The organism is Pseudidiomarina sp. CB1 (assembly GCF_024752025.1).
Taxonomy (GTDB): domain Bacteria; phylum Pseudomonadota; class Gammaproteobacteria; order Enterobacterales; family Alteromonadaceae; genus Pseudidiomarina.
On sequence record NZ_JANTPU010000002.1, the window covers coordinates 297,193 to 316,038 of the forward strand.

At 49.3% G+C, this 18,846-nt stretch carries 16 protein-coding genes; 5 read left to right on the top strand and 11 right to left on the bottom strand.

Going from position 1 to position 18,846, the window contains the following annotated elements:
- The first annotated feature begins 33 nt into the window (after nt 1–33).
- Nucleotides 34–1,305, top strand: a complete 1,272-nt coding sequence (locus NV375_RS10695; RefSeq protein ID WP_258808220.1) for an NAD(P)/FAD-dependent oxidoreductase — start codon at nt 34–36, stop codon at nt 1,303–1,305.
- Between the two features lie 28 nt (nt 1,306–1,333).
- Here the strand turns inward: NV375_RS10695 and NV375_RS10700 are convergent, their stop codons facing one another.
- From NV375_RS10700 to NV375_RS10725, 6 genes are all read right to left on the bottom strand, one after another.
- Entirely contained in the window at nt 1,334–2,977 is a 1,644-nt protein-coding gene (locus NV375_RS10700) for an FAD-binding oxidoreductase (RefSeq protein WP_258808221.1), read from the bottom strand.
- Nucleotides 2,974–3,705: a PepSY domain-containing protein gene (locus tag NV375_RS10705; protein WP_258808222.1), complete on the bottom strand. Its 732-nt coding sequence runs from the start codon at nt 3,703–3,705 to the stop codon at nt 2,974–2,976. Before NV375_RS10705 ends, NV375_RS10700 begins: the two co-directional genes overlap by 4 nt.
- Before the next feature lie 77 nt (nt 3,706–3,782).
- On the bottom strand, nt 3,783–6,488 hold the full coding sequence (locus NV375_RS10710) for a TonB-dependent siderophore receptor (RefSeq protein WP_258808223.1): 2,706 nt from the start codon (nt 6,486–6,488) through the stop codon (nt 3,783–3,785).
- Nucleotides 6,489–6,814: 326 nt separating this feature from the next.
- A complete protein-coding gene (locus tag NV375_RS10715; protein ID WP_258808224.1) occupies nt 6,815–7,849 on the bottom strand; it encodes a bifunctional glycosyltransferase family 2/GtrA family protein in 1,035 nt (344 codons plus the stop codon).
- A gap of 25 nt (nt 7,850–7,874) precedes the next feature.
- A complete protein-coding gene (locus tag NV375_RS10720; RefSeq protein ID WP_258808225.1) occupies nt 7,875–8,897 on the bottom strand; it encodes a DUF3667 domain-containing protein in 1,023 nt (340 codons plus the stop codon).
- Nucleotides 8,898–9,013: 116 nt separating this feature from the next.
- A complete protein-coding gene (locus NV375_RS10725) occupies nt 9,014–9,286 on the bottom strand; it encodes a hypothetical protein (protein ID WP_258808226.1) in 273 nt (90 codons plus the stop codon).
- A gap of 185 nt (nt 9,287–9,471) precedes the next feature.
- On the opposite strand from NV375_RS10725, the gene NV375_RS10730 reads away from it, so the two are divergent.
- Nucleotides 9,472–10,026 carry a WYL domain-containing protein gene (locus NV375_RS10730; RefSeq protein ID WP_258808227.1) on the top strand — a complete coding sequence of 185 codons (555 nt, stop codon included), beginning with the start codon at nt 9,472–9,474 and terminating at the stop codon, nt 10,024–10,026.
- Here NV375_RS10730 and NV375_RS10735 read toward each other — a convergent pair.
- Entirely contained in the window at nt 10,011–10,472 is a 462-nt protein-coding gene (locus NV375_RS10735; RefSeq protein WP_258808228.1) for a methylated-DNA--[protein]-cysteine S-methyltransferase, read from the bottom strand. The two genes, NV375_RS10730 and NV375_RS10735, sit on opposite strands and share 16 nt — an antisense overlap.
- 90 nt (nt 10,473–10,562) lie before the next feature.
- Between NV375_RS10735 and NV375_RS10740 the strand changes: the two genes are divergently transcribed.
- Nucleotides 10,563–11,765, top strand: coding sequence for an Nramp family divalent metal transporter (locus NV375_RS10740; RefSeq protein ID WP_258808229.1), 1,203 nt, complete (start codon nt 10,563–10,565; stop codon nt 11,763–11,765).
- A 4-nt stretch (nt 11,766–11,769) separates the two neighbouring features.
- On the opposite strand, the gene NV375_RS10745 is transcribed toward NV375_RS10740, so the two are convergent.
- Both NV375_RS10745 and NV375_RS10750 read right to left on the bottom strand, forming a co-directional pair.
- Nucleotides 11,770–12,750, bottom strand: coding sequence for a hypothetical protein (locus NV375_RS10745; RefSeq protein WP_258808230.1), 981 nt, complete (start codon nt 12,748–12,750; stop codon nt 11,770–11,772).
- Nucleotides 12,751–12,819: 69 nt separating this feature from the next.
- Nucleotides 12,820–14,502, bottom strand: a complete 1,683-nt coding sequence (locus NV375_RS10750; protein WP_258808231.1) for an NAD-dependent malic enzyme — start codon at nt 14,500–14,502, stop codon at nt 12,820–12,822.
- Nucleotides 14,503–14,590: 88 nt separating this feature from the next.
- On the opposite strand from NV375_RS10750, the gene NV375_RS10755 reads away from it, so the two are divergent.
- On the top strand, nt 14,591–15,058 hold the full coding sequence (locus NV375_RS10755) for an OsmC family protein (protein ID WP_258240967.1): 468 nt from the start codon (nt 14,591–14,593) through the stop codon (nt 15,056–15,058).
- On the opposite strand, the gene NV375_RS10760 is transcribed toward NV375_RS10755, so the two are convergent.
- Together NV375_RS10760 and NV375_RS10765 are read right to left on the bottom strand one after the other, a co-directional pair.
- Nucleotides 15,055–15,750: a 2OG-Fe(II) oxygenase gene (locus NV375_RS10760; RefSeq protein WP_258808232.1), complete on the bottom strand. Its 696-nt coding sequence runs from the start codon at nt 15,748–15,750 to the stop codon at nt 15,055–15,057. The genes NV375_RS10755 and NV375_RS10760 overlap by 4 nt on opposite strands.
- Before the next feature lie 14 nt (nt 15,751–15,764).
- Nucleotides 15,765–16,205 carry a DUF488 domain-containing protein gene (locus NV375_RS10765; RefSeq protein ID WP_258240969.1) on the bottom strand — a complete coding sequence of 147 codons (441 nt, stop codon included), beginning with the start codon at nt 16,203–16,205 and terminating at the stop codon, nt 15,765–15,767.
- A 104-nt stretch (nt 16,206–16,309) separates the two neighbouring features.
- On the opposite strand from NV375_RS10765, the gene NV375_RS10770 reads away from it, so the two are divergent.
- Nucleotides 16,310–18,793, top strand: coding sequence for an ExeM/NucH family extracellular endonuclease (locus tag NV375_RS10770; RefSeq protein WP_258808233.1), 2,484 nt, complete (start codon nt 16,310–16,312; stop codon nt 18,791–18,793).
- Nucleotides 18,794–18,846 lie beyond the last annotated feature (53 nt).

Below are 18,846 nucleotides of genomic sequence, written 5' to 3' on the forward strand. Positions count from 1 at the left end.
TATTTTAGAGACATCTAAAGTACTGAGGTTCGTATGGCTAGGGTGATTGTGGTAGGTGCAGGGTTAGGCGGTGTCTCTGTGGCTTTCGAGTTGCGCGAAGTGTTGTCAAAACAACACAGCGTTATGGTGGTCGGTGAGGGAGACGAGTTTAATTTCGTGCCCTCTAACCCATGGGTTGCGCTAGGGGCGCGAACGCGAGAGCAAGTCGTGATGCCGATCGCGACTATTTTTGCGAAACACGCCATCGACTTTAATAGCTCTGGTGTTGCGCATATTGACGCTGAGCAACGCAAACTTAAGCTGGGTGATGGTTCGAGCTGCAATTACGATTTCTTGGTGTTGTGCACGGGGCCTAAGTTGGCGTTCGAGAATGTTCCTGGCGCTGGCCCTGAGCCTGGCTTCACCCAGTCGATTTGCACCGTAGACCATGCCGTAGAAGCGCATAAAGCGTTTACCCGTTTACTTGAGGAACCCGGTCCTGTGCTCGTGGGAGCTCTGCCCGGTGCAAGTTGCTTTGGTCCAGCATATGAGTACGTACTGTCACTCGAGTATGAACTTCGTAAACGTAAGGTTCGCGATCGCGTACCCATTACCTTTATTACTCCAGAGCCTTATTTAGGGCATATGGGATTAGGCGGGGTTGGCGACTCAAAGAGCTTAATGGAACATAAGTTCCGCGAGCATGGTATCAAGTGGGAGTGCAATGCCAAACTGACTGAATTTACTACGAACGAAGCTCACTTTACCGTGCTCGACGACAACGGTGAAGAAAAATCAAAAGAACAGCGGCCGTATAAACTCGCTATGTTTTTGCCTGCCTTTAAAGGCTCGCCTGCGGTCGCAGAGGTACCTGACTTGTGTAATCCCAAAGGTTTTGTGAAAACCAATACATTTCAGCGTGCTGAAGCTTACCCAGAAATTTATGCCGCGGGTGTGTGCGTGGCGATAGCGCCAATTGAGGCGACGCCAGTGCCAGTCGGGGTACCTAAAACCGGCTTAATGATTGAGTCAATGACGTCGGCAATTGTGAAAAACATTCATGTCAGTCTAGAGGGCAGCGAAGCATGGGTGGAACCTACCTTGAGTGCACTTTGCCTTGCCGATATGGGGAATACCGGCGCAGCCTTTCTGGCGGTTCCACAAAACCCACCGCGTAATCGTAATTGGACCGGATCAGGACGTTGGGTGCATTGGGCAAAAGTCGCTTTCGAAAAATACTTTATGTACAAGGTTCGCCATGGCACCAGCGAACCAGTGTACGAAAAAGTGGGTTTAAGAATGATGGGATTGAAGCGCTTGAAATGATTCAAGCGCTTCAGCGAGGGCTGACTTGTTAAATCCCAAAGTCATCAAACTTGATGTGGTCACGCGGTACGCCAAGTTCAGCTAGCATTTTCATGGTTGCTTCTAACATCAATGGCGGACCACACACATAGACATCCACTTGTTGAGTGTCCTGCTCGCGCAACCAAGCTTCTGCAACTTCATGGACGAAGCCGGTTTGCCCGGTCCATTGGTCTTTTTCAGGAGCTGCCGAGAGTACCGGAACGTAAGTCACATTTGGGTTTTGTTCGAACTCTTCCGTATAGCAGAGCTCCGCGCTGTTACGCGCGCCATAGAAAAACATCGCCGCACGCGGTGTTGCTGACTGTTGTTCCGCTTGTACGAGTGCTCGTAATGGCGCAATGCCGGCACCACCGCCAATAAACACCTGCTGACGTGACGACGCTTCGGTCAATAAGAAGTCGCCGAAGGGACCAATAGCTTCAACGTGGTCACCAGACTGTAAGCGGCAGAGAAAACTAGAGCCGACACCTGCAGGAACCCCACTTTTAGGTGCTGGCATGTGGCGCACTGTGAAGACTAGTTTATCGTCATTGTTTGGTGCCGTTGCCAATGAATAATGACGCTCCAACACGGTACTTTCATGCGGGATCTTAAACTGCAGGAACTGGCCCGCTTGATAATCTAAACGCCGCGTACTTGTGAACGTAAGTTCAGCAATGCTTGGCGTAAGATCACGTTTGCTATGCAAGGTAAGTAGATGACTTGCAACGTTTTCATTGGCTAATTTCACCGTGTCCGTGGATTGGACTTTATGCTGACAGGCCAAGCGTAGGCCGCCAGCAAGTTCGGCGTCACTAAGCATCACTTTTTCTGCGGCAGTCGGAGTCGGTAACTCAGAACTTGTAAAGGTAACCTTGCAAAGACCACAAGTACCGCCACCACCACAGCTACTCGCAATAGGCTTTTCTTCACGCTGAAGTTGCTCAAGCCAAGTGGGTTTGCGACGTGGATTAAAATCACCTTGGCTGATATTACGAATCAGCAGAATCAATCCGGATAACGAGAACCATAAGGCGAATAGGCCGGCACTCCAAATCAGTAGGTGATTAAAACTGCGCTCACCGCTGTAGTCCATGAAGTGTAAGCGGAAAGCCCAATCGGCGATGGTCCATGGGGTGTTACGGTGCTCTACGATTTGACCCGAGGCAGCGTCAACATAAACGCGTGTATTTAAGTCATCGGCAAATTGCACACGGTAGCCAGCTGCTGACCAATCCACAACTTCTGCAGCGCCAGTGACTTGCTCAACTTCTGCGATATGTCCCGGTCCATCATAGCTCGCGAGTGCTAATGCTTGGGCAAGATTGACGTCGGTTTGCCAAGGTTGTCCAGTATGTCCGTCAAGGTAAAGCCATTCACCGGATACGTTGACTTGATATTGGGGATGACCCAACACATTCGTCAGTAAAATGGTATCGGCTTGAGCATGTGTTGCGCGAACCTGTTGAATCGACCATTGTGGGGATTCGTCAGCAAGCATCTCGGGATGGATATGGCGCATATATTGATGCCCAGACATGCCATGATGACCCATGATGCTGAAGACTGTCGCACTTATCAGCCACAATACGACTTGAATAATCAAAATGAGGCTAACCCAGCGGTGCAGCCATTGCATAAAGCGCATCATGCAGCACCTCCTTTAGGCTTGCGTTTGAAGCTAATGGTGTAGACCAGCAAGACAGCGCCCGTGATCATTAAAATAAACGTGCCAAAGATAAACGCTTGTAACCACCAGGTCTCAATATCGACACGCTCATCGTAATCCATGATGTGAATCATCCAGAAAATGTCGAAGCCACGCCAAAAAGTGTGACGTTTGACTAACATCTCGCCGGTACTTTCCGACAGGTAAAGGCTAGTACTTCCGAAGTCGTCAAAGTTAACTTGCCAAATCGGCAACAATGCCGGATTTAACTCTGTTGGTGGGTTATCGGTGAGATAAACCACTGACTCGACTTTAGGTTCAGGTAGAGCATAATAGCGCGTTGCTAATGCCTCGATGTCGGCCTCGTCGAATGAAATCGGAGCTAAAGTTGTGGCATTGATAAGTTGCTCGCCGTTGTGGCCTGTCAGCTTATAAACGGCTTGTTGCCGTCCGTCATACCACAGCGATTCAAGTGTGACTGACTGCGTATGAGGGTGTGCATTAAGAACCTCGTCAATCGTTGCAACACTTGTGCTTGCCGGAATTGGCTGGGTGATTTCTTGCACCAAGTGATCGCCATGAATGTAATCAAGGTCAAAGAAAACCATGTAGGCGCCGCTGATGCTCCAGAGCACCATTTGCACGCCGAATATGAGTGAGAGCCAACGGTGCCAAACACGCCAACGGCTCGAACGCGTAACCTGCGTCATGAATTATCCTCGGAATAGTACATAATGAGCAGTTGCCACTTACTTTAAAGCAAGTGGCAACTGATGTTCTACTTAGCTTAGAAGCTGTAGCGAACTTTCAGATAGAGCTGGCGACCAAGTAAGTCGTAAGTCATCGTATCTGTGTTGGCGTCGGTCCAGCTTTGGATGTACGGAGGTTGCTTGTCAAACAGGTTGTTCGCACCAGCCGTAACACTCAGTTTCTCATTGAAGAAGTAAGTGCCTTGTGCATTATGATAGAAAACACTTGGTGCATGGTCGCCGATGTCACCTGGCGAAGCGTTGATATCATCTGCACCGCCAATGTACTGCACACCATAGTGGAAGCGCCATGCATCTTTCACAAAGGTTGCCGTTGCATTTGAGCGCAGGTGCGTATAGCTACCACGACCCCCGGTAATGTAACCAGCGTACTCAATTGCAGGAGCGCCAGCAAAAGGAGTGAAGGTATATTCGTCTAAGTAGCTCATGTTCCAAGAGAAGTCGCTTTCCCATCCAGCAACGTTGGTTTTATAGAACATCGCAAGATCTAGGCCTGAAACTTTCTCAGTCGCAGCATTCGTGGGTTGAGCTGACAGGAAGTTAATATCGCCAGTTAGCGAATCACGGGTAAAGTGATCCGAGCTACAGAATGGGTGCGATAAGTTATCTGAGTTATAACACGCCGCAAGCTTGGTTGAGCCAGGGATAGTCTGAATCGCATCTTCAATTTCGATATTGTAGTAATCCAGCGTAACTTGCAGGTTCTCAACGAATTGTACATCCCACACGAAGCCAGCCGTAAAGGTATCTGCGTCTTCTGGTTTGAGGTTCGGGTTACCGCCAACGGTGGTAAGAACCGTAGCACCGAACTGCTCGTAACCGGCCGGGACACCATCAGCTTGGCAGTTCGCTGCAACTGTTGGATCTGCACCAGCTTGGTCCCAACCATCACATGGATCAGTGGTAGTGAGGTTACCTTCAGCTACACCACCAAACAGCTCTGGAATATTTGGAATTCGGAATGCTGTCGATTGAGTTGCGCGTACTTTGAAGGCGTCGTTAATACGCCATTGTAAACCGACTTTGTAGTTACCATCGCTACCAAACGAGTCATAGTCACTGTAGCGGTAGGCGAGCTCGACGCTTAAGTCTTGGGCAAAGGCTTTATCACGTAATAAAGGTACTGCAGTTTCAACATACACTTCGTTGACCGTATAGCTACCCTCGATTGGGTCAGCTTGGTTGGTATTCATGATACCTGCAGCGATAGAAGAATCGGGATGGCGCCAACCTTTTTCTTTACGGTGTTCAACACCAAAGGCAAACGGGACCCATCCCGCAGGGAGGTCAAACACATCACCAGAAATATTAGCCGACAATGAACGTTGTTCATTACCGCCATTATCCGTGGTGCGGAACATAATATGGTCAAGGGCTTCTTGGTCGAGACCACCATACCCCAAAAGGTCGATACAAGGAGCGCCGTTTGAACCACAGTTTTCGGCGTCAAGGCCTTGCGCCAAGCGCTCCATATTGACAATATTCGTCATGCCATCGATAGCTGTGTTACGGCCATAGTTATACGCAACGTCCCATTGCCAGCCGTTATCCAAGTAGCCATTTAAGCCCACGACCGTACGGAAGGTATTGACGTCTTGGAAGAAAATACGCGGGCCACCTTCAAGTAGGCGACGACCATCTAATCGAATCGTTTCACCGACTGGGTTGGTTGGATGATCAGGAGCGAACTCAATGCCGCGCAATGTGCCTGGCGTCGCTAATTGTTCTGATGTACGGTTGTTGTATAGAACTTCGGTAAATACTGTGGTATCCGACGTTAACTGGTAATCAGCAAAGGTCGAAAAGTTCCAATTGGTGATAGGGTTCACAGCATTCAGGTAAGGGAAGAACGCGAAATTATGAGCGGCGGAACTATACGGTTCGTAAAAGTCACCGTCACCGTTCGGATCTTGATTAAAGTTAATGCGTGCGCCTGCGTCAGGGCCGGTCAAAATCGTAGCGCGACCGCCGATCGTACTTGAGCTGCCAAAGCAATCAAGTTGACCCGGGGTTAATTCACCCAACGCACAGCCTGCTTGGTCGGCCATGTTGATCTCGTCAGATGAACGATAACCAAGAGTGGCCATGATTCGGCCTTTATCGCTGCTGGCGCCAATAATCATATTTACATTGCGATCTTGTCCATCACCGCTATCAGTGGCACCAACGCGTCCCTCGATACTAAAGCCTTCATAGCCTTTCTTTGTGATGATGTTCACCACGCCGGCTACGGCGTCTGCACCATAAATGGCAGATGCTCCGTCTTTTAGTACCTCGATGCGCTGAATGACTTCAACCGGAATCATATTCAGGTCAACAGAACTATTTGCACCTGTACCGCCGTTAACGATACGGCGGCCATTTAGTAAAACCAATGTGCGGTTAATTCCTAAGCCACGTAAGTTAACTTGCGCCGTGCCATACCCGTTACCGGTCCAGTAGGCATTGCTTTGGTTACCTGCAAAGCCCGCTGATGCCGACATCTTCTGCAAGATGAGCTCCACTGATGTTACACCTGATACTTCGATGTCTTCAGCAGTGAAGACTTGCACTGGTGCCGCGCTCTCGGCTTCTACGCGTTGCAAACGCGAGCCCGTAACGGTAATGCGCTCATCGGCGCTAGCGCTTTCATTGCTCGTGGTTTCTTGAGCTTGGACATTTGCGGACGGCAATAACGCAAAGGCTATGGCGACGGCAAGGGGAGAAGTAATGTGGTTTTTCATGTGGTCACCCTGAATAATCTATAGTTGTTATGAGCTTATGTTGTTCCGTTAAAATCACAAATAGGAATACTTGTGTATACAACTCAACAATAGCTGAAATTAAAGCGCTGTAAAGCTGAAACCATTGTAAAGTTGTATAGCGAATAGCCAAATCAAAGGATTTTACGCTGGTTGTATAGTCAAGTTTAGGGGGTGCTAATACGCATAGACTCGCAGACTATAAGACCTTTCACGGTCAAAACTAACACGGGAATAAAAAGTTGTGCAACGCATTTGTGGAATATTTTATTCTGCATAAAAATGCAGTTTGATTGTATGTTTATCAACTATATGGATTTGAAGACAAGTTTCTTTTGTAATCGGTAGCTAAGCATAAAAATAATGACTTCGGCGGCAGGTTTACCGATGAAAGGAGATACCCCAAGCAATAATAAACTTTTGGTCAGGGCGTAGTTTGCGCCAACGAGAATGGCTGCAAGCAGAGTGTATTGTGAGGCGTCACGAACTAATGTGCCGCCTTTACCAAACACCCACTGGCGGTTCAGGCTAAAGTTAAAGATCCCCGAACATAGGCGGGCGACGGCGATGGCGAGCAGAATTTCGCCGGTGAAGCCATAAATCAGCGCAAAAAGTCCGTAATCGATTGCTGCTGATGCTATACCCACGCCCGAGAACTTTAGGAATTTCTTATAAATGAGTGCAGAGTCGTGCAGCGGCTTGAAATGACTGCTTTGATTCCCTTGTTCATAGACGGTTTGAATGGCAACGCTCTCAAACGCTAGCTTTTCTCGCTTCGCAAGAATAAGCATATCCAGTTCGAACTCATAGCGATCGCTCGGTAACTCTACCAGTTCAGCTAACAGCTTTTGGGGAATACCGCGAAGACCTGTTTGTGTGTCAGGAATATTAATACGTAAGCCAAGACGAAAGGTGAGGCGGGCAAAGTTGTTACCCAACCATGAACGAAAGGGAATGCCTTTTTCGGAAAAGTTACGGCTGCCAAGCCAGAGTGCGTCCGGTTTATTGCTGAATGCCTGCAGTACCGCCAGAACATCTTCTGGTAGGTGCTGACCATCGGCATCAGCGGTAACAACGCCTTGCGCTGCGGGATAGTGCTGAATAACCCAACGAAACCCGGTCTTTAATGCTGCGCCCTTACCTTTGTTCACGTCATGGGTAACAATTTCTAGCTGCTCGCGGCTTTGTAAGGATTTAAACAATGCATCATCATCACTCCCATCGTTCACTATTACAATACGCTGCTCTGGGTCAGCTTGACGCTGGAGGGCGTCTACCACGTTCACCAAGCTTTGGTCTGGATTATACGCGGGAATAATAATGACGGGATGTGTGCTTGGCAAAATGGAGCCTCGTTAGCTAGTAAAGTTACGCTGTTAATATGCCGATAAACAACATGATGATAAAGGCAAAACTAAGTAAAACAATGTATGCCAAACCTGAGAGCGCAAATTTGAAGAGCGTCATTGGCCAGCCTTGCTCATAAAAGAGCTTCTGCGTGAAAAGCATATAACTTACTATCCAGACCAGTAGGATATTCTCGGCCCAGTCAATGGTTTCCTCAATGACACCATAGCCGGTCATGTCTGCCGCCCAAGCAGACCCTTTCGAGAGTACCGTCAAGATCATCAATGAAAGTAGTAAGAAGGCGTGTGTATGTAATGCCGCGCTCAGATGTTCTAAGTAATAGCGTCCAGAAAAAGCGTAAATAAGCTTCAAGAACAATGCCCAGAAAGGCAGCATGATCAGCATCATTTGCGGTGCCAGTGAAACCAGCCGTTTAGTGAGCACTTTGGGTTCTTTTGCGAGTTCTCTAATGCGCTGTTCGATTTGCGCCTCTTCTTCCTCGGTTGCTAATGGCAGCGACACGCTAAGGTTCCCGAAGGGGTCGGTGAGCTCACTTGCGGGCGGCCGAACGGGCACAGTTATACCTTGTTCGGTGAGCACTTTATCGGTTTGCTCAAGTTGCTTTTCAAGCTCTGCTTGTTGTTCCGGAGTGGTCTCGGTTTGTATCGCGTTGACGTTATCAAAGTCGATCAGGGTCGTCAGCACTAAAAACGAAATCAACGAAATGAAAAAATACAGCCGCAATGGCGGCACATACGAAGCATGTCGACCTTTCACAAACTCTTGGGTGAGAAAACCAGGCCGCATGAACAAACTGAAAAGCGTTCGATAAAAACGTGAGTCCCAATGGCTAATTTCACCCATTAGATCGCCCACGACGGCGAAAATACTGCGAATGTAATGGCGGTCTTGTTGCCCGCACACATGACAAAACTCACCGAGAAGTTCACTATCACAATTTTTACAACGGTGCTGACTAGTAGTGCCACTGCGCGAAAGCGGTGGTTGTTCGTTCGTCAGTGCTTCTTGGCTCGATTCGGTCATAGTGGCGAATTTATTATAATTTTAATAACCACAGTGTAGCCTAAGTTACTCGCTGAGCACAAAAAAAGCCGATCCTTCGATCGGCTTTTCGTTTTACGCTGTTTTACGGCAGATGACTAACGGTTATCGCCGTTGTCTTTCTTCTTACCGTTATCTTTCTTCTTCTTGCTTTCATCTTGTAAGGCTTTACGTTGTGCTTCACGTTCGGCTTTCATCGCTTCATGCTCAGCCTTCATTTTTTCGCGCAGCTCAGCCTTGCGTTCTTCAGCTGTTTTCTTCGCATCTTCGGCTTTTTCTTGCCCTTGCGAGGCGTTTTGTGCTTGCGCTAGTGCGGGCTCAGCAGCGAATAAGCCGATGCCAACAACGAGTAACATAAGTAAGCGGTTCATAGTCATCACCTCCATTTGTGGTGTGATCAAGTGTATCTCAATTCTTATTACCCTGCTTAAAAATACAGCGTTATCCCTTAAAGTTTGCGATAGTTTTACAAAAATGAAATGCTGCGACGTAACATGTCGCAGTGGGGGTATAACCTTGCATAGAACCGACACTGAATCAGAAAGGGAGTTCAGTCATGCAAACGGTACTGCGCTACCTATTAATGTTGCGGCACATACCCAAACAGCCGCAGAAAATTGACGTCAATACCCTGCGGGAACGCCTTACTGAGCAAGGCATCGATGTGAGTGTCCGTACGATTCAGCGTAACCTCGTTGAATTGTCAGAGGTGTTTCCATTGACAACAGATGAGCGGTGCAAGCCGTTTGGCTGGAGTTTACTTGCGGATGCGCCATTGCTGCCCTTAGCTTCCAATGGAAGCGCAGCACGTCGCACTAATGGTAATGGCAGTTTGCACTCTAACGGGTTGTCGGGTGAAACGGTGGAAATCGAACTGGAATGTGACCTTGCGTTACAACCGCAGCTCGAGGCTTATCCGTTAAATAAGTCACAAAAGCTGACAGCGGGTGCTGATACCTTTACGTTAACAGCGGATGCTGAGCTGTCGACCGAATTATTGGTATGGATCTTAAGTCACGGGGCGCAGATAGAGGTGATTGCGCCGGCGAGTCTAAGAACCGAGGTCGCACAGCACGCTGAAGCAATGTACCGCTACTATTTTGACCAGTGACAGCCTTCGTGCTGTAACAACCACTCTTTTTTCTCGAGCCCTCCGGCATAGCCGGTCAAGCTCCCGTCTGCCCCGATGATCCGATGACAGGGGACGACAATTGCAATGGGATTTTTACTGTTCGCCATGCCGACGGCTCGCACACCTTTAGGATTATGGATTGCGTCAGCAATAGCGGCGTAGCTTACGGTTTGCCCAAATGGCACCTGCGTCAGTGCTTGCCATACGCGTTGCTGAAAGTCGGTACCGCTTGGTTTCAGAGGCAAGTCAAACTGCTTTCTGCGACCGCCGAAGTAGTCCTCGAGTTGCCGTAAAGCTTCGTTAAGTATGCGACACGTCGATGTGTTGGCTCGGTTGCTGGAACCAAATTCAATGGCGGTCACGTGGTCGCCGTCACTACTTACGACAACCGGACCCAGAGGAGACGAAAGCTGTGCTTGATACATTGCGGTTTTCTCACTGTTTGCGTAACTTAGTTTTAGTTAATTTATTCAGCATACGCCATCATCGGCGACAAGCAAGAGGCGCGGGTTTCTATGCGTAAAGGTTTTAGTTTTGGTCCGGCGACCTTGGTCGCTGCCGCTTTCATCGGGCCTGGAACGGTTGTAACAGCAAGTTTAGCTGGCGCAAATTATGGCTATGCGCTGTTGTGGGCACTGGTTTTTTCGGTACTCGCGACGATGATTTTACAAGAGATGGCGGCGCGTTTGGGCGTTGTCACGCAACAGGGACTAGGCGAGGCGATACGGCAACAGGTCAAGCAGCCGCTGTTACGTTGGGGCGCTATCGTGTTGGTGGTCGCTGCTGTGATCATTGGTAATAGTGTTTATCAAGGCGGTAATTTAACCGGTGCAAGCATGGGCGTTGCTGGGATTATTGGCGAGCAAGCGGCTTGGCTGCCTATCGTTCTTGGTGGCTTAGCAGCGGTACTTTTGTGGCGCGGTAGCTACGTGTTGTTGGAACGCGTATTGATCGGGCTGGTGTTATTGATGAGTCTTACGTTTGTCGCCTCCTTTTTGCTGGTGCAGCCCGACTGGATGGCGTTCTTCAAAGGCTTACTGGTACCTAGCCTACCCACTGGCTCAGTGTTAACGGTCATTGCGCTCATCGGTACCACTGTTGTGCCTTATAACCTTTTCTTGCATGCAGCGAGTTCCGCCAAGAAGTGGCAGCAACCAGAACAGTTAAACGAGGCGCGGCGTGATTTATGGGTGTCGATTCCTTTAGGCGGATTAATCTCAGTTGCCATAGTCTCAACAGCGGCAGCAGCATTTTTTGGCAAGGCGTTAAGTATCGAGGGAGCAGCTGATCTCAGTCAATCTTTACGGCCCTTGGCGGGTGATTGGGCCACATGGTTGATGGCCTTAGGCTTATTTGCCGCTGGTTTGTCCTCATCAATTACTGCGCCATTGGCTTCCGCTTACGCCCTCAGCGGGATACTCGGACGGAGTGGTGATTTGAAAGGGCTGCCGTTTCGTTTGACCTGGATCGGTATTATCACCATTGGCGTCATCATCGCATCGCTGCAAATCAAACCCGTGACCGTTATTTGGTTTGCGCAAGTCGCTAATGGCCTACTGTTGCCAATCATGGCGTTGTTTTTAGTGTGGGCCTGCAACCATAAGATGATGGGTGGCTACCGCAACAGTTGGCGGCAGAATGCGCTGGCATTGGTCGTCGTGCTGGTAGCGGTCGGCTTGGGTGTTCGAAGCGTTGGTGCGGCTTTGCAGTTGTGGTAGTGACTTAGTCGCCGAACTGCAATTCAAACTCAACACCCACCAACCAACGGGGCTGGCGCGATTCGTCTAAAAATTCGCGCGGCCAATGCAGCCCGACCCAGCCTTCGAAGTATAGCCAATCGCGCAAAAAGCGGGAGCGGTGCAGCGCTTTTACGCCGTAATCTTGCAGCGGAACGATGCGTTTGGTCTCGCCATACCACCACACTTCAGCGCCTAGAGCGCGTTCATGATGGTAAATATAATAAAGCTTTTCAGAAGCGTGCCAGCGCACTCCTTCAGTACGTTCAGCGAAGGTACCGCGTACCCAAAATTTATTAAACCACTGCTCACTTAGGGCGACGTCATACTCGATGGTTTGGGCAATACCAAAGCCATCACTATCGCGCCAAAACCCGACACTTTGGAAATGTAGTTCGCTGCTGTCACTGAGAATTTCCTCGAAGCGGTAGCGCGCGCGCACATAGGGGTCAAGCTTTAAACCACCACGAAATCCAGCACCGAATGACAGGCTATGGTCATCGCGTACGACTGGATCGAAGCCGAGGCCGACCATCCATTCTTCATCGGCCTGTTCCCGTTGAATAACTGTAGGTCGAGTGGTTTGTTGGTCGTTGATAAAATCGTCGAAATCACCGCGGCCGATGACCGCCGAAAATTTGCGTTCAGCATGCGGTAACACAACGCGTGCGCGGAAGCTGGAATCGACCTCAAAGCCCTCATACTCGTCCCATTGGGGCGCCACGGTGAGGCTGCCATAGACATCGTCATAGACTGAGCGGTCGACGGATTCAGTGAAAAAAGAGTCGAGCCATGCCGCAGTGGCACTGACTGTGGTGCGCAAACCACTTCGCATGTCGTCAATGAGCTCTTGATCGGCGGCCTCATTGCCGTCTTCTTGTTTTTGCTGCGCCCAAGCAGTGGTAGTGGCTGCGCTAAACGCGAGCACGAGTAGACTTAGCTGCAGTAAAGTAGAAGAATGCCGCATCGCTCAATTTCCTCTCCTGTAGGTTATTGAACATACAAGGAAACGAGCGATGTTGCCAGTTAAGAAAGATTAAATACTAATCCGTTTATAGTGACGATATTCAGGCGCCCAGAAGTGTCCTTCGATGCGCTCCATGAGTATCTCGTCGCTGATTTCGAGCGCATGCCCTTGAGCCTGCGCCACTTTCGCAACGGCAAACGCGATGCGCTTACTTAGCTCGGCAATCTCGGTCAGTGGCGGCAGTAACGTATCGCCTTCACCATTTGCTCGCGGCGAGGCATCGGCGAGCGTATTGCTGGCTGCCATAAGCATTTCATCACTAATAATCCGCGCTTTTACGGCAAGTACTCCAAGTCCAATACCTGGGAAAATATAGCTATTGTTGCACTGTGCGATCGGGAACGCGCTACCATTGAATTTTATTGCATCATAGGGGCTGCCCGTTGCAACGATAGCGTCACCGTTGGTCCACTCGATGACATGCGCCGGATGCGCTTCAATTTGTCGTGATGGGTTGGATAGCGGAAAGATAATCGGTTGCTTGGTGTATTGGTGCATGGCACGAATGACTTGCTCAGTAAAGAGTCCTGGTTGGCCTGACACGCCAATAAGAATCGTCGGCTTAGCACAATGCATAACATCGAGTAGCGATGGATAATCGCCACTATGTTGCCAGTCTTCGAGCTGATGACGTGGCTGCGCGAGAGCTTGCTGGAAGTCGCGTAAGCCGTCCATACCATCGGTAAGGAGACCAAAGCGGTCTACCATGTAAATGCGAGCGCGCGCCTCTTGGTCGCTAAGTCCTTCCGCAACCATTTGGGCGATGACTTGCTCGGCGATACCGCAACCCGCAGAACCTGCGCCAACAAAAGCTACGCGTTGATCTTTTAAGGCAACTCCTTTGACTTTGCAGGCCGAAAGTAAAGTTCCTACGGTGACGGCAGCAGTGCCTTGAATGTCATCGTTGAAACAGCAAAAATCATCACGATAGCGTTGCAAAATTGGCATTGCATTCGGTTGCGCAAAGTCCTCGAACTGAATCATGGCTTCCGGCCAACGACGCCGCACCGCATGCATAAATTTCTCGATGAATTCATCGTAGCTGGCTTGGTCAATGCGTTTGTGGCGCGCGCCCATGTACATTGGATCGTTGAGAAGTTTTTCGTTATTGGTACCGACATCAAGACATACAGGCAGCGTATAAGCTGGGCTGATGCCGCCACACGCCGTGTACAGACTCAATTTACCAATTGGAATCCCCATCCCGCCAATGCCTTGGTCACCAAGACCAAGAATGCGTTCACCATCGGTGACAACAATAACTTTTACCTTACGCTTCGTGGCATTACGCAAGATATCATCGAGTTGATCGCGTTCTTCATATGAAATAAATAGGCCGCGTGAGCTGCGATAGATATCCGAAAACTGTTCACAGGCATCACCCACAGTTGGCGTATAAATGATCGGCATCATCTCTTCCAGATTATCTTGTAGTAATCTGTAAAACAGCGTTTCATTGTTATCTTGGATCGCGCGCAAGTAAATGTGTTTGTTTAGTGCAGTGTCAAAGCTTGAGTATTGCATGTAGCAACGCTGCACCTGCTCCTCGATAGTCTCGTAGCGTGGCGGCAACAAACCGGTGAGATTGAACATAGCTCGCTCTTCGCGGGTAAAAGCACTACCTTTATTGAGCAAGGGGGTTTCAAGCAGGTTTGGCCCAGCATAGGGAATGTACAGCGGATTCTTCGACATAGAAGCATTCTCCTGGCGCATACGATTGGTGGCAAGTTTACTCGTAAAAATACAGCCCGTGATTATGGCAGAAATAAGAGAGGATCACATGGAAAATCCGACGTTTGAGGTAAATCTTGAGTTACTCGACAATTATAAATTTGCGATCGATTTTGGTGAGTTCGGTGAAATCATTACTGACGAACCCGAGCCGCTCGGCGCAGGTGAAGGCCCAAACCCCAGTCGGTTACTGGCTGCTGCAACAGCGAATTGCTTGGCGGCGAGCTTAATGTTTGCTATCCGCAAGTACAAAGGTGATCCGGGCAAAGTTACGGCAACGGTAAAAGGCCATCTTGAACGTGTTGATGGTCGTTGGCGCGTGACCAGTATGGATGTTGATTTACGCTTAGGGAACAGCGCCGCTAAGCTTGAAAAGCTTGACCGTGTACTCGCTCAGTTCGAGGATTTTTGCGTGGTGACACAGAGCGTTCGCAGTGGTATCGAGGTGAATGTACACGTACGAGACCAAGACGGTACCGGCTTAGTGTTACCTGATAACTGCGATGACGAAACCTAGCCGAAAATCTGCGCACCAGGGTTTATCAATATCCAACTGGTGAGTATATATTTGTCACCGGATATTGGCGTGCTGCCGCGGTGGGTATGGGTAAAGTAGCCTGGTGCAATGACCATACGGCCTTGGCGTGGTTGAATGCTCCGCTGTTGATAGTAAAAGTCGGTACTGCCACCCTCTTCAACATCATTCAAATAAAACATGAATAGCAATGTGCGATGCAGCGCTTCTACGCTATTTTTTTCTGGAAAAACTTCGCAGTGCCAGTAGTTATAGTTACCTTTACCTTGCGCATAGCGTTGCGCCTGGATCGGGCCGAGGCGATAAAGCAGTTGCATGTACGCAGCTTCATTGCCAGCGGCGACTTCATCGAAGTTTTCATGGGTAAGGGCGACCGCCTCGCCGGTTTTCGGGTGGCGCACTTGGAGTGCAAGTGGGGCGATCAACGCAAAACGGTATTTTTTGAAGTATTCAACAGCATAGTCAAAGGTTGCTTGCTGGATAACGCTTAGTTGTTCTTGGTAGTCAGCGTGCTGATTCAAGTACAAATCGTTACTGAGCTTCTTACTGACGTCCACACCTCCTCCAGTTCGCCCTTGTTGCAGGTGAGGACTGGCGTCGAAGGTTTGCATAAAGGCTTCGCAGAAATCAGGGCTCAAAGCGTTATCGTAAACTTCAATAAAATCGTGACTCATAAGTTCGTGGTTCGTTAATCGTGTGGTTGATAGTCGTTGGCGAAGCAGACAGGAGAACTGTTCTCGGTACCATTCGCGTGTTCGTCCTCGTGGCGCAGAGCATCCTCTACTGCGTAACGTAGCACGGGGAGGTGGGAGTGCTCCAGCTGTTTGACCGCACTCAATAATGTAACGGGCCCTTGACGGGCAGCTCGCATTAACGGCAGTAACGCGTCGGCATTACTCTTAAGCTCGTTGAGATAGGCTTCGGCAAAATGCTCAAAGGTAATTTCTTCGGCATGGTAGCGTTGACGTAAGTCGTTCGAGGGTGTCACTTCTTTTACCCATTCATCGAGTTGTGCTTGGGTTTTTTTGATGCCTCGTGGCCAAAGGCGATCGGCGAGAATTCGCGTGCCATCCGAGGCACTCACTGGTTCGTAAATACGCTTTAAAGTGATGTCATAGGTTTTCGGCATAATGTCATCCTTGTGTAATAAAAAGTCATTAAGTTGTTACAAAATTTGCGTTATAGTGCCTAATGCATATCAAATTTGGACTACAAACAATAAGAGAATGGACTATGAAACGTCATAACTTAGCAATCGCATTATCAGCGCTCCTTGCGAGTGGCGCCGCTAATGCGGACATCATCATTTCAGAGTATATCGAAGGAAGTTCGAACAACAAGGCCGTAGAATTTTTCAATGCGGGTAGCGCAGATGTTGATCTGAGCACTTATGTTTTAGAAATTTACTCAAATGGCAGTACTGAAGCTGGAAATACGGTTCCTTTAGAAGGGACTCTTCCGCCCAATGGCTTGTTCGTGGTTGCCCACCCATCAGCAAATGAGTCAATTTTAGCGATTGCGGATAAAACCGGTAACTTGTATTACAACGGCAACGATGCGTTAGTTTTGAAAGACGGTGAAGTCGTTATTGATTCGATGGGCCAAGTCGGCGTCGATGAGGATTGGGCAAGCGAAGGTGTGGCCATGGCTGAGCAAACGCTACGCCGTAAAGATAGTATTACTTCAGGTGATACTGATCCAAGTGATGTCTATGAGCCTCATGTTGAGTTTGATAGTTATGAACGTGACGATATCAGTAACCTTGGTTTTCACTTAGGCTTCGGTGAGGCCCCCCCAGAACCGGAACCAGAACCGGCTCCTGAATTTGGCGCTTGTGGTGATAGTGCCACGCTAATTTCGGCGGTGCAGGGCGCAGGCTTTAGCAGTCCAATGGTGGATCAGGAAGTTGTCGTTGAAGCTATTGTGACCGCCGACCATCAAGGTGGTAGTGGTTCACTTGGCGGGTTCTTCTTGCAAGAAGAAGATGCCGATCAAGACGGTGACCCAGCTACCTCAGAAGGTATTTTCGTTTACCATCAAGACACCGATGTAAGCGTTGGTGACCGTGTCCGCTTAGCTGGTCCAGTAAGTGAGTACTACGATTCAACGCAAATCAGTAACCTTACTAATATTATCGTTTGTAGTTCAGGTGAAACGGTAAGTGCAGCGGCACTTTCATTGCCAGTAAGCGCAATGGCAGACTTCGAAGCTATCGAAGGCATGCTGGTTACGTTTGATCATGCTGTGGTGGTTAACAGCGTTGATACCCTAAGCCGTTATGGTGAGTTTGCGATTTCTAACGAACGCCATTACACCCCAACGCAAGTGGCTGCGCCAGGTGAAGCCGAAGAACCGAATCTAGGTTTAAGCTCGATGCTGATTGATGATGCGATGAGCGGCAGTAACCCCGAGGTTGTGCCATTCCCAGCGGGTAACTTGAGTGCGTTAAACTCTTTACGTGTAGGTACCGAAATCACCAATCCAACAGGTGTCATTAATTATTCTTTCAGTGAGTACCGCTTAGTACCTACTGAAGAATTGCAGTACGTCGACACGAACCCTCGTACCGATAGTCCTGAATTAGCTGACGAAGGTGATTTGCGTATCGCTTCATTTAACGTTGAGAACCTCTACAACGGTGATGGTCAAGGTGGTGGCTTCCCGACGGATCGCGGTGCGGATACACAAGCTGAGTATCAACGTCAACTCGCCAAGATCGTTGCGGCTATCGTCAACATGAATGCTGACATTGTCGGCCTTAATGAAATCGAAAACGACGGGTTTGGTGAAAACAGTGCCATTGCTCAGCTCACGGCTGAAGTAAGCGCTGAAAGCGGTGTCGATTGGGCCTATGTTGTGTTTGAGGGCTCTGACTTTGTCGGTAGTGACTCTATCACCAACGCCATGATTTATCGTACGGACCGTGTTGCTGAAACAGGTACAGCGGTATTCACGACCGATGCGCCATTCGATTTTGGTAACCGTCCACCGATTGCCCAAACGTTCCATGACCTGCTGAATGAAGATGAAGTGACCGTTGTGGTTAACCATTTCCGTTCAAAAGGCGGCTGTAGTGATAGCGCAGCAGCAGGCGACCAAGATAGCGGCGATGGCCAAGGTTGCTGGAATGCGACGCGAGTGCAAGCGGCTGAAACGATGCTAGATTGGCTTGCTGGTGATCCGACTGGACGTGACGTCGAAGACGTATTGGTTATCGGTGACTTAAACGCTTATGGCATGGAAGACCCGATTCAAGCGCTCATTGATGGCGGCATGACTGACCTGCAAATGGCTGAATTAGGTGCCGAAAACCATACTTACTTGTACCAAGGTTTGTCGGGCTCACTCGACCATGCACTCGCTTCAGCGAGCTTGTCGGATAAAGTTGTCGCGGTTGCGAATTGGCATATTAACGCTGATGAACCCGTCGCTCTGGATTACAACGTTGAGTATAAGAGCGAAACTAATCAGGCGAACTTCTATAATGCTGACCCGTATCGTAGCTCGGACCACGATCCTGTCATCGTAGCAATTGCCACTGTTGAAGGTGATACTGGCGATAACGATGGCGGAGATCCAGATGTTGACGATGGCGGCTCGGCGCCTCCGGGTGAAGAAGAGATGCCGAACATCGACCATGCGACCACCAGCGGTTCATTCCCGCTATGGTTAGGTTTAAGTGCATTATTCTTGGCTTTGGTGCGTCGTCGCGCGTAAGTCACAAATCGCATGTAGATAAAGACAAGCGCTGACCTCGGTCAGCGCTTTTT

Excerpts from the sequence above, each read along its gene's own strand:
- NV375_RS10695 (WP_258808220.1), top strand. The coding sequence starts at position 34 with ATGGCTAGGGTGATTGTGGTAGGTGCAGGGTTAGGCGGTGTCTCTGTG.
- NV375_RS10700 (WP_258808221.1), bottom strand. The coding sequence starts at position 2,977 with ATGATGCGCTTTATGCAATGGCTGCACCGCTGGGTTAGCCTCATTTTG.
- NV375_RS10705 (WP_258808222.1), bottom strand. The coding sequence starts at position 3,705 with ATGACGCAGGTTACGCGTTCGAGCCGTTGGCGTGTTTGGCACCGTTGG.
- NV375_RS10710 (WP_258808223.1), bottom strand. The coding sequence starts at position 6,488 with ATGAAAAACCACATTACTTCTCCCCTTGCCGTCGCCATAGCCTTTGCG.
- NV375_RS10720 (WP_258808225.1), bottom strand. The coding sequence starts at position 8,897 with ATGACCGAATCGAGCCAAGAAGCACTGACGAACGAACAACCACCGCTT.
- NV375_RS10725 (WP_258808226.1), bottom strand. The coding sequence starts at position 9,286 with ATGAACCGCTTACTTATGTTACTCGTTGTTGGCATCGGCTTATTCGCT.
- NV375_RS10730 (WP_258808227.1), top strand. The coding sequence starts at position 9,472 with ATGCAAACGGTACTGCGCTACCTATTAATGTTGCGGCACATACCCAAA.
- NV375_RS10735 (WP_258808228.1), bottom strand. The coding sequence starts at position 10,472 with ATGTATCAAGCACAGCTTTCGTCTCCTCTGGGTCCGGTTGTCGTAAGT.
- NV375_RS10740 (WP_258808229.1), top strand. The coding sequence starts at position 10,563 with ATGCGTAAAGGTTTTAGTTTTGGTCCGGCGACCTTGGTCGCTGCCGCT.
- NV375_RS10745 (WP_258808230.1), bottom strand. The coding sequence starts at position 12,750 with ATGCGGCATTCTTCTACTTTACTGCAGCTAAGTCTACTCGTGCTCGCG.
- NV375_RS10750 (WP_258808231.1), bottom strand. The coding sequence starts at position 14,502 with ATGTCGAAGAATCCGCTGTACATTCCCTATGCTGGGCCAAACCTGCTT.
- NV375_RS10755 (WP_258240967.1), top strand. The coding sequence starts at position 14,591 with ATGGAAAATCCGACGTTTGAGGTAAATCTTGAGTTACTCGACAATTAT.
- NV375_RS10760 (WP_258808232.1), bottom strand. The coding sequence starts at position 15,750 with ATGAGTCACGATTTTATTGAAGTTTACGATAACGCTTTGAGCCCTGAT.
- NV375_RS10765 (WP_258240969.1), bottom strand. The coding sequence starts at position 16,205 with ATGCCGAAAACCTATGACATCACTTTAAAGCGTATTTACGAACCAGTG.
- NV375_RS10770 (WP_258808233.1), top strand. The coding sequence starts at position 16,310 with ATGAAACGTCATAACTTAGCAATCGCATTATCAGCGCTCCTTGCGAGT.